Origin of the sequence: Dermacoccus nishinomiyaensis (assembly GCF_900447535.1) — a bacterium.
Taxonomy (GTDB): domain Bacteria; phylum Actinomycetota; class Actinomycetes; order Actinomycetales; family Dermatophilaceae; genus Dermacoccus; species Dermacoccus nishinomiyaensis.
In genome coordinates, this window is sequence record NZ_UFXX01000002.1 from 435,597 (window position 1) to 449,439 (window position 13,843).

The window sequence follows — 13,843 nt, forward strand, 5'->3', positions numbered from 1 at the left end:
GCAGTGTCTTCCTCGGCGTGGCTACGCTCTTCGCATGGATGCCGCGAAGAAGCTCGACAAGGCCCGTATCGATCGCAGCCTCGTGGACGTCCATCGCAACCCTCGCTCTTCTGAAACCGTTTGGGGCTACGTGAGCGCCGTCGGCAAGAAGTGGGCTCTCATCGCGAACGCGCGCGACGGCGGGTACCCCGACGGGTTCACCGCTATTCGTCTGAAGGACGTGATCGCGGTGCGCAGACGCGCAGGCTTCGAGGACGCGTTCGCCAAGACGCGGACCGACTGGCCTGAGTCGCCGCTCCATCTCGATCTGGACTCGACGAGGGGTCTCCTGGAATCGGCGCCGACGCGGGGTCGGCTCATCGCGATCGAACGCGAGCGGAAGCTCGAGGACGCCATGTGGGTGGGCGTCCCGGTTCTGATCGACAAGCGTTGGACGTGGATGCACGAGGTCGATGCCGATGCCGCTTGGCGCGAGGAGCCTCTGGCCTACCGCACGACCAACATCACCCGCGTCACCTGGGGCGACTCATACCTCTGTGCGCTCGAGGCAGTTCTGCCCGCGCGTCCTGATGTGGGCGTCGTCGCGACGAAGAGGCTTCGTGACTGATCCGAGGTGCTTCACCGGTGACTCCATCCAACGCGCACCAGCGAGGCCAGCTGAACTGATCGTTGCCCGGAATGGCGTCATCCATGAGGCGTTTTCGGGCGACGTCCGTGGCCACCCGTACCAGCCGCTCCCTCCCACGACCGCACCACGACCGACACGGACGTCAGCGAGGCCCCGAACTCCGCAAGCGGTGGCCGAACCCTCCCACGACCGCAGCACCCGACGACGCAGACGCACGAAGGCGACCCCGTCGCGAGCTTGCGAGTGACCGGGGTCGCCTTCGTGGCGCATGACGTTGCCGCTCCCGGATCCGGACGGCACAAGTCAGCGAATGGAGTAATTCGGCGCTTCGACGATGCCTTGGACGTCGTGGGGGTGGCTTTCTTTGAGCCCGGCGGAGGTGATGCGCACGAATTGGCCGCGCTTCTGCAGTTCGGGGATCGTCGATCCGCCGACGTAGAACATCGACTGGTGCAGGCCGCCGACGAGTTGGCGGACGGCGTTGCTGACGGGGCCCTTGTAGGAGACGCGGCCTTCGATGCCTTCGGGGACGAGTTGGTCGTCGCTGATGACGTCGGCCTGGAAGTAGCGGTCCTTGGAATAGGACTTCTTGCCGCGTGAGCTCATCGCTCCGAGTGAGCCCATGCCGCGGTAGGCCTTGAACTGCTTGCCGTTGATGAGGACGACTTCGCCGGGTGATTCTTCGGTGCCGGCGAGCAGAGAGCCGACCATGACGGTGGAGGCGCCTGCGACGAGGGCCTTCGCGATGTCGCCGGAGTACTGCAGGCCGCCGTCGGCGATGACGGGCACGCCGGCGGGCTGGCAGGCCTGCGCGGCTTCGTAGACGGCGCTGACCTGCGGGACGCCGACGCCGGCGACGATGCGCGTCGTGCAGATGGAGCCGGGGCCAACGCCGACCTTGACGGCGTCGACGCCGGCGTCGACGAGTGCCTGCGCGCCTGCGCGGGTCGCGACGTTTCCGCCGACGATCTGCACATGCTTCGTCATGGGGTCGGCCTTGAGCTTGCGGATCATGTCGAGCAACAGCTTGGCGTGGCCGTGCGCGGTGTCGACGACGAGCACGTCGACGCCCGCTTCGATGAGCGTCGTCGCGCGCTGCCAGGCCTCACCGAAGTAGCCGACGGCGGCGCCGACGAGCAGGCGGCCTTCGGCGTCCTTCGAGGCGTTCGGAAACTGCTCGGACTTCACGAAGTCCTTCACGGTGATGAGCGCGACGAGACGCCCGTCGTCGTCGACGAGCGGCAGGCGCTCACGCTTGTGCTGACGCAGGATCGCTGTCGCGTCGTCGTTCGAGATGTCGACGGGAGCAGTGACGAGCGGCTGCGGCGTCATGACGTCGCGCACCTTCGTCGTCGCCCACTCCGCGACGGGCGTGAAGCGCAGGTCGCGGTTGGTGATCATGCCGACGAGCTTGTCGTCCTCGACGACGACGGGCAGCCCGGAGACGCGGTACTGGCCGCAGATCGCGTCGAGCTCTTCGAGCGTCTTGTCGGGGCCGATCGTCACGGGGTTCGTGATGCGCCCCGTCTGCGTGCGCTTGACGAGGTCGACCTGGTAGGCCTGATCCTCGATCGACAGGTTGCGGTGCAGCACACCCATGCCACCCTCGCGCGCCATGGCAATCGCCATGCGCGCTTCGGTGACGGTGTCCATCGCCGCCGAAACGAGCGGAATGTTGAGGGTGATCTCGCGCGTCAGCTGCGCCGTCGTGTCGACCTCGGACGGGATGACGTCGGTCTCGCCGGGCAGCAGCAGAACGTCGTCGTAGGTCAGGCCCAGCGTCGCGAACTTCGGGGGAACGTCAGTGACATTGTCAGAACCGAAAGCCATTCACCAAGTCTAGGACACTCCGGCCCCTGCCCTCACCGCGCGTGACGACGGCACAGGTGGCTGCACGACGAGCCCGCCGCAGCTCCGGTCAGTGCGAGCCGGCAACCGGGCTCCACGACGAACCGCGCCGCAGCTACCGTCAGTCGGATTCGGCCGACGGGCTTCCCGTCGCGGTGGCGCCGGCGCTCGTCTGCGCGGTGCCCGGGTCCGAAACCGTGTCGGAGGGCGTCGGCGTGCTCGACGCCGACGGCGTGGTAGGCGGCGTGGCCGGACTCGTCGGCGTCGCAGTGCCGGACGAAGGCGTCGTCGGGCTGGTCGGCGACGTGGGCTGCGAGTGCGACGGCGCCGGACGCGAACTGCTCGGCTTGGATGTGCTCGAGCTGCTCTGCTTGGACGTGCTCGAGGACGAACCGGGCAAGGTCGATCCGGACGAGCCCGTCGGACGCGACGTGCTGGGCCGTGAGCTGGACGCCGAACCCGTCGACGGGCGCTGCGTCGTCGACTGGGACGAGCGCTGGCCGCGCGTTCCCGGCATCGTGCGCTGCGGCGCGTCGCCGCGCGTCGTGGTCGTCATCGCCACGCTCGAGGGAACCTGCTCGGGAATCATCGAACCGGCGACTGAACCCTCACCCGAACGCTCGGCGCCTGATTGCGGGCCGGTTTCGGGTCGGGCTGCCTCACGACCGGCACTCTGGCCCTGACTCGGTCCACCATGCGCACTCGATCGCGCCGGTGCACCCGGCGCGGCGGCCATCGGTCCGGGCAGTGTCGTCGGGGTAGGAACGGCCGTGGCCTGCACTCGGGGGACGTCTGGTTCGGCGACGGCGCGCGCATTGCTCCAGTCGAGGTGCAGCGGCGCGAGAACGGTCGACAGGCTTCCGCCGTTGACGGCAGCGGCGACGCTGGACAGCGCGACGACGGCGCCGGCGGAGACGGCCGTGAGACTGGCGCGTCCACTCCAAGCACGCCGCGTACGGCGCTTCGAGGTAGGTCGTCCGGTCGCGAGGTAGCGGCCACCGCCGGCGAACTCGTTCTCGCGCGAAGCTGTGATGTTGGTGTCGATGACGGGGTGGGCCGACACATCCTTGTCGTGTACCTCGGGCCGGCGCGTCACCTCGGGACGCAGCGGCCGCGTCACGGCCTCGCAGGTCGCGTCGATCTCACGTGTCCAGGCGGTGAACAGGTCGCTCAATGCCTGCTCGCCGGGGCTGCGCTCCAGGTCGTCGTCACCTTCGCGGGCCGGGGGCTCGACAACGGGCCGCAACCGGGCGGAGACGCAGCGCGCCTCCGAGGGGGGAACCGTCGTGCCGCGTGAGCACGACGACTCGACGACGGAGCGGGCTCCGAGAGCGTCGAGCAGGGCGTCGTCCTCGGCGATGTCACGCAGGTTGGCCTCGACGTCGAAGCGGGTGGCGGGCGGTGTCATCGAAGCTCCTCCCCCGAGGTCTCGTGCAGGGTGCGCAGTCGCGCGAGCGCGCGGTGCTGGGCGACACGGACGGCGCCCGGCGACATGCCGAGGCTCGCGCCCGTCTCCTCGGCGCTGAGGCCGACGGCGACGCGCAGCGTCAGGATCTCGCGCTGCTGCGGCGTCAATTTCTCCATGAGCACGGACAGCCGCCGCGCGGTGTCGAGGTTGAGCGCCGCGTCCTCGGGGGTGAGGCCGGGGTCAATCGTGTCGGGCACCTCGTCCGTCGGCACGGCGGAGCGGAAGGCGCCGCGCTGGACGTCGGCCACCTTGCGCGAGCAGATCGAATACACGAACGCTTCGAAGGGGACACCGCGCTCGACGTAGCGGGGCAGAGCCTTGAGCACAGCCACGCACACCTCCTGAGCCGCATCCGCTGCGAGTTCGCGGGAGCCACTGAAGGCCCCCAACCTTGCCGAGGCATAGCGAAGTGCACGTTGGTGCACGTCGTCGAGAAGTGTCTCCCGTGCCGCGTCATCACCGGATCGCGCTGCTGAGACCAGCGCGGCGATGGACGAGGCTTCCCCGTTCACTTCCTCCATCGCTGTTGGGGTCGTGAGCGTTACATGGCGGCGCGCGGAACTCACCCGGGGCCATTCGGCCTCGGGCGAGGAGTATCCGGTCTCGCTCGTCATGCGGGCCTCTCCAAGGGGCTGCTGCGTGCTGTCGGACGGGGTTCTGCCTGCTCGTTTCTGGGCGTGCGGTCGCGCTTCAGTGTTCCGATCCGACGGTACTGCCTGTCGCGCTCGGACGGTGTGTGGGGCCGTAGATCGACGCTCCACGCTAACGAAGCTGGGGCCGCGGCGCCACCTCAGCGCCGCCCGCGATGGGACAATGGGGGCAGTCTCAGAAAGGAGTGCGTCATGAGCGCACACGCCGATGTTCAGATCCGTGACGAGTCGATCAAGCTCGGTCAGTTGCTCAAGCTCGCGAATCTCGTGGAGGACGGTGCGGAGGCGCGCGTGGTCATCACGGAGGGTCTCGTAACGGTGGATGGCGAGGTCGACACGCGTCGTAGCGCGCAGATCAAGGTCGGCAGCGTCGTGTGCCTCGAGGACGAGTGCGTGCGCGTCACGAACTGACGCCCGCTCCGCACCCCCGGCGCGAAGCCGGCTCCGGAACAACCTCGCGCGTTCCCGCCACCACCCGACGACGCGAGCCCCCCGGGCGAACAACGCCCCACGCTCCCACCATCGCACCGCGGCGCGACGCCGGCGTCTGAACAACACCGCACGCTCTCGCCACCGCACCGCGGCGCGACGCCAGCGTCTGAACAACACCGCACGCTCTCGCCACCGCACCGCGGCGCGACGCCGGCGTCTGAACAACACCGCACGCTCTCGCCACCGCACCGCGGCGCGACATGGACCCGTGACAGACGAATCCCGCCCCGCCCCACACTGAGCTTGCGAAGTGTGGGGCGGGGCGGGATTCGTCTGTCACGCCCGAAGCATCGTCGCGCCGAGCGGGGTCTGAGCGGGGCGCATGCGCCCCGCTCAGACCGCCGCCGGAAGACGAAGCGAGGGAAGGATCAGTGGCTGTGGCCGTGGCCGCCGGCGGCGGGGGCCTCTTCCTCTTCCTTCTTCTCGACGACGAGGGTGTCGGTCGTGAGCACCATCGAGGCGATGGAGGCGGCGTTGGTGAGCGCGGAGCGGGTCACCTTGACGGGGTCGATGATGCCGGCGTCGACGAGGTCGATGTACTCGCCGGTCGCGGCGTCGAGGCCCTGGCCGACGGGCAGTTCGCGCACCTTGGAGACGGCGACGTAGCCCTCGAGGCCAGCGTTCTCGGCGATCCAGCGCAGCGGCTCCGCGATGGCCTTGCCGACGAGCGTGGCACCCGTCGCCTCGTCACCCTCGAGCGAGAGGGAGTCGAGAGCAGACGACGCGTGGATGACGGCCGAACCACCACCTGCGACGATGCCCTCTTCGATGGCCGCACGCGTGGCCGCGATGGCGTCCTCGATGCGGTGCTTCTTCTCCTTCATCTCGACCTCGGTGTGCGCACCGACGGCGATGACGCAGACGCCGCCGGCGAGCTTGGCGAGGCGCTCCTGGAGCTTCTCGCGGTCCCAGTCGGAGTCGGTGCGCTCGATCTCGGACTTGAGCTCCTTGACGCGGCCCGCGACGTCATCAGCGGCGCCGGCGCCGTCGATGATCGTCGTGTTGTCCTTCGTCACCTGGATGCGGCGTGCCTGGCCGAGCGAGTCGAGGTCGGCGTTCTCGAGCTTGAGCCCGACCTCCTCGGCGATGACCTGGCCACCGGTGAGGATCGCGATGTCCTGCAGCATCGCCTTGCGGCGGTCGCCGAAGCCGGGGGCCTTGACGGCGACGACGTTGAACGTGCCGCGGATCTTGTTGACGACGAGGGTGGAGAGGGCCTCGCCCTCGATGTCCTCGGCGATGATGAGCAGCGGCTTGCCGGACTGCACGACCTTCTCGAGGACGGGCAGCAGGTCGGCGATGGCCGAGATCTTGCCCTGGTTGATGAGGATGTAGGCGTCCTCGAGGACGGCCTCCATGCGCTCGGGGTCGGTGACGAAGTACGGCGAGAGGTAGCCCTTGTCGAACTGCATGCCCTCGGTGTACTCGAGCTTCGTCTCGGCGGTCGAGGACTCCTCGACGGTGATGACGCCGTCCTTGCCGACCTTCGCGAACGCCTCACCGATGAGGCCACCGATCGTCGCGTCCTGAGCGGACAGCGAGGCGACCTTGGCGTAGTCGTCCTGACCGTCGACGGGGCGCGCGTTGGCGAGCAGCTGGTCGTTGATGGCCGTGACGGCCTTGTCGATGCCGCGCTTCAGGCCGGACGGAGCAGCGCCCGCAGCGACGTTGCGCAGGCCCTCCTTGACGAGCGCCTGGGCGAGAACCGTCGCGGTCGTCGTACCGTCACCGGCGACGTCGTTCGTCTTGGTGGCGACCTCCTTGGCGAGCTGCGCGCCGAGGTTCTCGTACGGGTCCTCGAGCTCGACCTCGCGGGCGATCGTCACACCGTCGTTCGTGATCGTGGGGGCGCCCCACGCCTTGTCGATGACGACGTTGCGGCCCTTGGGGCCGAGCGTCACCTTGACGGCGTTGGCGAGCGCGTCGACACCGCGCTCGAGGGACTTGCGGGCGTCGTCGTTGAATTCAAGCGTCTTGGCCATGGTTCAACCTTTCGTTCGAAGGCGCCGCGCGGCGCGTGACGCGCGCAGCGGAAGAGTGTGGGGTGCGAGTGAGAGGAAAGGACGAGCCCGGCCCGGCCGTCAGACCTGAGCCGGGCTCGTCGTCACCTGCTGGCTCGACGGATCGTCAGGAGACGACCGCGAGCACGTCGCGAGCGGAGAGGATGAGGTACTCGGTACCGGCGAACTTGACCTCGGTGCCGCCGTACTTCGAGTAGATGACCTTGTCGCCGACGGCGACGTCGACCGGAACGCGGTTGCCGTGGTCGTCGATGCGACCGGGGCCGACGGCGATGACCTCGCCCTCCTGCGGCTTCTCCTTGGCGGTGTCCGGGATGACGAGGCCGGAGGCCGTGGTCTGCTCGGCCTCGACGGCCTTGACGACGATGCGGTCTTCGAGCGGCTTGATGTTGACCGACACGGTAGGACCTTCCCTTTCGCAGACCGCCCGATCTTCTCGGGCGGGACGGATGCTTTCGTTCCCTGGCCACACCACCCACCGGTGGCGGTGTGGCATGCATGTGGGCCGATATCGCCTCGCCGTCGCGGGGGTCGAGGGATGAGCTCACTGGCACTACCCAGGGGTGAGTGCTGGAACCGAATCTAGTAATGCCGTTGGCACTCGGTCAAGCCGAGTGCCAACTCGTTTCCGATGTTCGCCCACAGCGCATCGGGGGCTGCTCCGGGGGCCCCGATGACACAATGGCGGCCATGGATGCGAGCGTCGTGCACGAGTTGTTCACCGACGACGGACGCGCGCTGCTCGCCTCGCTCCCGCCCTACGAGGAGAAGAACGTCGTCATGCTGACGACGCGGCTGCGCGCCGCAGGGCACTCCCCCGAACTCGTCGCCGCTGCGCTCACCCAGTCCCGGCTGCGGGCCAGGGCCGTCGACAAGTTCGGTGATGCGGCGGCGTCGATGTTCTTCACCCCCGACGCCCTCGAACAGGCCACGCGCGCACCCATCGCCCGTCTGCACGCGCAGCGGTTCCTCGACGCCGGGGCGAGCCTCGTCATCGACGGTGGCTGCGGAATCGGTTCCGACGCCGTCGGATTCGCACAGGCCGGGCTCGACGTCATCGGCGTCGAAGCGGATCCGGAAACCGCGGCTCTGGCCGCCCAGAACCTCGCGTCGTTTCCCGGCAGTCGCGTCGTCACGGGGCGGGTCGAGGATGTCGCGGCTTCGCTCGACCAAGCCGGGGCCGCCTGGTGGTTCGACCCGGCACGCCGCACGCCCGGCGTCGCCGACATCCGCGGGCGCACGAAGCGCACGTTCTCCCTCGCGGCGCTGACGCCGACCTGGGAGCTGATCCAGCACGTCGCGGCTGCCGCCCCCGCGGCAGGCGCCAAGCTCTCGCCGAGCCTGGCCCATCACGACGTGCCGAGCGGTTGCGAGGTCGAGTTCGTCTCCTACGCCGGCGACGTCGTGGAGGCGAGCGTGTGGTGGGGCGCCGCCGTCCGTGACGTCGGCAGAACTGCGACGATCATGCGTCCCCGACCGGGCGGCTCGAGGTCGTCCGGCGATCGCGTCCCGCCCGACGTCCTGCACGTCATCGAGGCCGACTTCGACGGCATCGACGCCGCGCCCGCAAGCCGCGCGTCACTCGGACCGTACTTCTACGAGGCCGACAAGGCGTTGACGCGCAGCGGCCTCGTCGGGGCGCTGCTCGACGCCACGGGCGGCCACGAGTTCACGCCCGGACACGGCTACGTCGCGGCCGATGCGCTCGTCGACATCGGGCTGCTGGGGCGCGCCTACCGCGTGCTCGACTCCGTGCCGCTGCACGAGAAGACGCTGCGCGCCTACCTGCGCGAACGCGCCGTCGGACGCCTCACGATCAAGAAACGCGACGTGGACGTCGACGCCGACGCGCTGCGCCGCTCGCTCAAGCTCAAGGGCTCGAACGCCCTGACGGTCGTGCTCGTGACGCTCGACGGCGAGCGCCTGGCACTCGTCGTCGAACCGCTGTGACGCTCGCCGCCCCGCTTCCCTGACGCCCCGCCCCATGACGCATCCGTGAGATCGAGCGATGTGGGCGAATTCGAGCCCCCCCCCAGCGCTCGGACTCTCCCGTATCGCTCGATCTCGAGGATGGGGCGTGCGAACCGTGACCTGACCGAGATCCACGCCCCAGCTCGGACGCACTCGAGCCGTCGATACTGACGAACATGCAAACGTCCGAGGCGGGCGCCCTCTCCGAAGACTCGACGCCTGTGCCACCTGCTCCTGCCGAAACCACAGGCCGACGACCGTCCGCGCCCGGGCGCAGCGGCACGGCTACCTGGCTGATGAGCATCGCTCTCATCCTCTGGGCAGTGTGGGCCGTCAGCATCCTCGCCTCGCCGATGCGTTCCGGCAGTGTGGCCGACGCGGCCAGCGCCCTGCAGCGGCACGACGACGTGCACTGGCTCGTCGTGCAGCGCCCCTCCGACGACGGCCCGAGCGGTCACTTCACGCCGGGCCTCGCCGACCCCCTCTCCCAGGAATGGCAGGATTCGCGCTTCACGACTCCGCGCGAGAACGGTGGCGACGGCGCGGGCACGCTCTCGTCGACGCAGGAGCAGCAGATCGCCTGGAGCGACAGCTCGGGGCTGCACGTGACGCGCGACTTCAGCGTCACCGGCTGGCGCACCGCCGGGGACGGCTGGCCCGACCCCGCGTCCAGTCCGTCGGCCGCCCTCTACCGATCGCTCGCGACCCAGGCTGCGTCGACGCGCGTCACGACGGTCCGCGCGCTCACGCCGCTGGGCACGATCAGCTACGCCGACGGCTCGGGCACCGTCGAGACCTACGGGGTCGTCATGCTGCTCAGCGCGCTGATCGCGCTGGGATCGCTGTACGCCCGCCAGCCCCGTTTCGGCACCCGTTGGAGCTGGTTCTGGATCTTCAGCTGCCCCATGGGCGTCGGCCTCGTGTGGTACCTGATGCGCGAGGGGTGGTTCGGCCGTTCCACGGCCCCTGCGCCCGATCAGCGACGTTCAGGCTTCGCCGGCTTCGCTGCGTTCGTCGGCATCAGCTGGGTGCTAGGTTCGCTCGTGCATGCTTGGCTGTTTCGCTGACGCCGTGTCAGCGAGCTCGAGCGAAATGGGCGAATGCGAGCGCCACAGCGCTCGAACTCACCCATTTCGCTCGATCCCTCAGTGGGGCGCACGCACGGGGCATGACGGTCCGCCGGAAGGCGGCACGCTCATCGACAGGCTGAAGAGCCCACCCCGTCCTTGCCGACGGCGACGGGCAGCGTCCCGCCGGCCTTGGCCTTGCCGGTCAGGACGTCCGCGAGCGCCGCGAACGTCGGCTGCGTCGAACCGTAGGCCGCGAGTCCGACGGTGTCGGAGCCGCGCAGAGCGAGCGGGTAGGGCGTGTCGAGGGCGATCTGCACGCCGCTGTTTCCGGCCTTGATCGCTCCTGACGTGCCGGGCGACGTCGCCTCCGCTCCCCCGCCGGCGGACGATTCGCCGGCGTTGTACACGCCCCCTTCGAGCAGGTTCACCCGCGTGCCCTGCAGTCCGACGTCGACGCCGCGGGCCTTCAGCTCCTTCGTCAGCGTCGCTCGATGTTCCGCCGTCCCCCCTTCGACCCGCACACGGCTCCCGACGAGGTCACGCCCGCAGCGCCCGCCGAGCTGGGTGATCGACGCCTTCGCGAGACGGCGCGCGTCGTCGTCATGGGAACCGCGCACCGACGCGTCGGGCGCACTGACGTGCTGGTGCCGCGTCGTCGCGACGATGCGCGCTGCGGATTCGATGAGCCGCTGGCGCGTCAGTTCTCCTGAGGCGACGGCCTTCTCGATCGCGCTCACCGACGCACTCGCGTCGGCGGGCATGAGCACGACATCGGCTCCGGCCTCGAGCGCCGACACCGCTGCAGCGCCGCCGCGATCGAACTTCTTGACGATCGCGCCCATGTTCATGCCGTCGGTGACGATGAGCCCCTTGAACCCGAGCTTGTCGCGCAACTGGCCCGTGAGCACCTTCGGCGAGAGTGTGCTCGGCACGATGGGGTCGACGTCCTTGACGACGATGTGCGCCGTCATGATGGCCGGCACGCCGGCCTTGCTCGCCGAGGCGAACGGCACCCAGTCGCGCTTCATGAGCTGCTCGACCGACTGAGCCTGGACGGCGTAGTCGACATGCGTGTCCGTCGTCACCGAGCCGTGGCCCGGAAAGTGTTTGATGACGGGCACGATGCCGGCCTGCTGGTAACCGGCGACCTGCGCGTTGACAGCTCGCGCGACGCGCTGCGGGTCGCTGCTCGGCGAGCGCACGCCGATCGTCGGGTCGCTCGGGCCGACAGTGACGTCCGCGTCGGGCGCGAAGTTCATCGTCACGCCGAGCGAACGCAGCTCCCGGCCTTCGTCCTTGGCGAGCTGCGTCGCGAGCGCCGCATCGTCGGCGGCGCCGTAGGCCATCGCACCCGGCAGCGGGGTGACGCCGGAGGTGATGCGGGTGACCGGACCGCCCTCCTGATCGATGCCGATGACGGCCGGCCACGAGCGTCCGCTCTCCTTGACGGCGCCCTGCACCGCTTTCGTGACGGCCGGCAAGCCCGCTGACTCGGCCGTGGGGTTGCTCGGAACGTTGTCGCCCATGATGATGACCCCGCCGAGGCCATTGCGACGCACTGCATCGGCGGCCGCCTGCGGGCTCGTGCCCTGGTAGTACCCGACGATGACCTGCCCGGCGAGCTGCTTCGTCGTCAGCTTCGAGACGTCACCCGTAGCGGCGTCGAGCTCTGCCTGTGTCGGCAGGCCCGTGTCGGCCTGGGCGCGATTTCCGTCAGCCGGCGCCGATGCGCCGGCCGAACCGGACGCCTTCGACGATGCCGACGATCCGGACGATGACGCGGGCTTGCCGTCGTCCGACGAACTGCACGAGGCGAGCGTCATCGACAACGTTGCGGCGGCGACGACCGTCAGGCGGACGCGGCGTCGGCGGGGCGCGAGTCGGGCCTGGTCGGCGGCGAAGGCGACGCCCGCGGGGGCGACGTCAGGCGTGCCGGTAACAGGGGTGGTTGCGGGGGTGCGCGGGGTCATCCCATCACCTGTCCGATCGGCATGGAGGAGTCGGCGGGCACGGCGAGCGTCGACGGTGCGATGCCCTTCGCGACGAGGTGCGCGCCGAGCGTCGCGACCATCGCGCCGTTGTCGGTGCACAGGCTCAGTTTCGGCACGCGGATCGAGATGCCCGCCGACGTGCAACGCTGCTCGAGCACCGTGCGCAGCCGCGAGTTGGCCGAGACGCCGCCGCCGACCATGAGGTTGTCGCACTTGTAGTCGCGGCAAGCCATGACGGCCTTCTTCGTGATGACGTCGACGACGGCCTCCTGGAAGGACGCGGCGACATCGGCGACCGGAACCTCTTCCCCGGCAGCCTGTTTCGTCGCGACCCAGCGGGTGACGGACGTCTTGAGGCCGCTGAACGAGAAATCGTACCGGTGCTTCTCGAGGTCCTTCTTCGTCGACAACCCACGCGGGAACAGGATGGCCTTCGGGTCGCCGTCCTTGGCCGCCTCGTCGATCGCCGGGCCGCCCGGGTAGGGCAGGCCGAGTACGCGCGCCACCTTGTCGAACGCCTCGCCGCACGCGTCGTCGATCGTGTTGCCGAGGCTGCGCACGTCCGTCGCGATGTCGGGCACGTAGAGCAGGTTCGTGTGGCCGCCGGAGACGAGCAGCCCCATCGTCGGTTCCGGCAGCGGGCCGTGCTCGAGCATGTCGACGGCGACGTGCGCCGCGAGGTGGTTGACGCCGTAGAGCGGCTTGTCGAGGGCGATCGACAGGGCCTTCGCTGCCGCGACACCGACCATGAGCGCACCGGCGAGACCTGGGCCGACGGTGACGGCGATCGCGTCGACGTCGGCGAGCTTGACGCCCGCCGTGTCGCAGGCGCGACTCAGCGACGGGATCATCGCCTCGAGGTGCGCGCGGCTCGCGATCTCGGGCACGACACCACCGAAGCGGGCGTGCAGATCCATCGAACTCGCAACCTCGTTGGCGAGCAGCGTCGTGCCGCGCACGAGGCCGATGCCTGTCTCGTCGCACGAACTCTCGATGCCGAGGACGAGGGGTTCGCGGGTGGCGGTGAGGCTCATCGGGTCTCCTTCAGGAGCTTGCGCATGATGACGGCGTCGACGTCACCGGGTTGGTAGTAGCGACGGCGCACGGTGAGGCGATCGAACCCGGCGCGTTCGTAGAGACGCAGCGCAGGGTCGTTGTCGGCGCGCACCTCGAGCAGCAGGGCTTCGGCGCCCGCGTGCGTGGCGGCTGTGACGAGGTGATCGAGCAGCCGACGCCCCAGCCCTGTGCCGCGCGCCTCGGGGGTGACGGCGATCGTCATGACGTCGGCAGTGCTGCCGGCCACGTCGAGCCCGGCGTAGCCGAGGATGTGTTCTGGGTGACAATTCGCCGAGACGTGAGGTGCGCCGTCGTTTCGCGGCATCGACGGTGCGCTTGGCTCGCGGTCATCGGCGTCGTCCGGCGAGGCCTCTGGGGCGTGCGCCGTGCCGTCAGCCACGACGCGCTGCTGCGGCACAGCAGCGCCCACTGCGACGACGTACTGACGGCGCGGGCGTGCGGCGAACTCGTCCCACCACGTGCGTTCGCGCCACGCGTCGTGCTCGAAGAGCTGCGCATCGAGGGCCGCGAGGGTCTCGATGTCGCGCCAGGTGGCGGGGCGCAGGGCGACGTCAGCACTCGCCGTCGCCGCGGCAGGCTGCGCAGCGGGCTCTGGTGACGCGGTGTGGTCCACGGGGCTGACCACTG

12 protein-coding genes are annotated in these 13,843 nt (G+C 69.5%); 4 read left to right on the forward strand and 8 right to left on the reverse strand.

The genetic code is table 11. The features are described 5' to 3' along the window. Positions 1–34: 34 nt before the first annotated feature. A complete protein-coding gene (locus tag DYE07_RS13805) occupies positions 35–607 on the forward strand; it encodes a hypothetical protein (protein WP_147286951.1) in 573 nt (190 codons plus the stop codon). A gap of 324 nt (positions 608–931) precedes the next feature. On the opposite strand, the gene guaB is transcribed toward DYE07_RS13805, so the two are convergent. The 3 genes from guaB to shbA form a co-directional block, all read right to left on the reverse strand. Continuing rightward, entirely contained in the window at positions 932–2,458 is a 1,527-nt protein-coding gene (gene guaB / locus DYE07_RS13810) for an IMP dehydrogenase (RefSeq protein ID WP_062257899.1), read from the reverse strand. Between the two features lie 139 nt (positions 2,459–2,597). Beyond that, positions 2,598–3,884, reverse strand: coding sequence for a hypothetical protein (locus DYE07_RS13815; RefSeq protein ID WP_115297321.1), 1,287 nt, complete (start codon positions 3,882–3,884; stop codon positions 2,598–2,600). Next, positions 3,881–4,558, reverse strand: a complete 678-nt coding sequence (gene shbA, locus DYE07_RS13820) for an RNA polymerase sigma factor ShbA (protein WP_082740756.1) — start codon at positions 4,556–4,558, stop codon at positions 3,881–3,883. Before shbA ends, DYE07_RS13815 begins: the two co-directional genes overlap by 4 nt. A gap of 228 nt (positions 4,559–4,786) precedes the next feature. Here shbA and DYE07_RS13825 point away from each other — a divergent pair, with 228 nt between their 5' ends. Next, on the forward strand, positions 4,787–5,005 hold the full coding sequence (locus tag DYE07_RS13825; protein ID WP_006944081.1) for an RNA-binding S4 domain-containing protein: 219 nt from the start codon (positions 4,787–4,789) through the stop codon (positions 5,003–5,005). Between the two features lie 449 nt (positions 5,006–5,454). Here DYE07_RS13825 and groL read toward each other — a convergent pair whose 3' ends face one another. Together groL and groES are read right to left on the reverse strand one after the other, a co-directional pair. Then, positions 5,455–7,068, reverse strand: a complete 1,614-nt coding sequence (gene groL / locus DYE07_RS13830; protein ID WP_006944135.1) for a chaperonin GroEL — start codon at positions 7,066–7,068, stop codon at positions 5,455–5,457. A gap of 145 nt (positions 7,069–7,213) precedes the next feature. Continuing rightward, positions 7,214–7,507, reverse strand: a complete 294-nt coding sequence (gene groES / locus DYE07_RS13835) for a co-chaperone GroES (protein ID WP_006944132.1) — start codon at positions 7,505–7,507, stop codon at positions 7,214–7,216. A gap of 290 nt (positions 7,508–7,797) precedes the next feature. Here groES and DYE07_RS13840 point away from each other — a divergent pair, with 290 nt between their 5' ends. After that, positions 7,798–9,057, forward strand: a complete 1,260-nt coding sequence (locus DYE07_RS13840; RefSeq protein ID WP_115297322.1) for a class I SAM-dependent methyltransferase — start codon at positions 7,798–7,800, stop codon at positions 9,055–9,057. Positions 9,058–9,374: 317 nt separating this feature from the next. Beyond that, on the forward strand, positions 9,375–10,145 hold the full coding sequence (locus DYE07_RS13845) for a hypothetical protein (RefSeq protein ID WP_115297323.1): 771 nt from the start codon (positions 9,375–9,377) through the stop codon (positions 10,143–10,145). A 128-nt stretch (positions 10,146–10,273) separates the two neighbouring features. On the opposite strand, the gene DYE07_RS13850 is transcribed toward DYE07_RS13845, so the two are convergent. From DYE07_RS13850 to rimI, 3 genes are read right to left on the reverse strand one after another with little or no spacing between them, the layout of a single operon-like run. Continuing rightward, positions 10,274–12,118, reverse strand: coding sequence for a glycoside hydrolase family 3 protein (locus DYE07_RS13850; protein ID WP_115297324.1), 1,845 nt, complete (start codon positions 12,116–12,118; stop codon positions 10,274–10,276). Beyond that, the gene (gene tsaD, locus DYE07_RS13855) at positions 12,115–13,173 is read right to left on the reverse strand and encodes a tRNA (adenosine(37)-N6)-threonylcarbamoyltransferase complex transferase subunit TsaD (protein WP_115297325.1); all 1,059 of its coding nucleotides are present in this window, start codon (positions 13,171–13,173) and stop codon (positions 12,115–12,117) included. Before tsaD ends, DYE07_RS13850 begins: the two co-directional genes overlap by 4 nt. Further along, positions 13,170–13,829, reverse strand: a complete 660-nt coding sequence (gene rimI, locus DYE07_RS13860; protein WP_237723758.1) for a ribosomal protein S18-alanine N-acetyltransferase — start codon at positions 13,827–13,829, stop codon at positions 13,170–13,172. The genes tsaD and rimI overlap by 4 nt, the downstream gene beginning before the upstream one ends. Positions 13,830–13,843 lie beyond the last annotated feature (14 nt).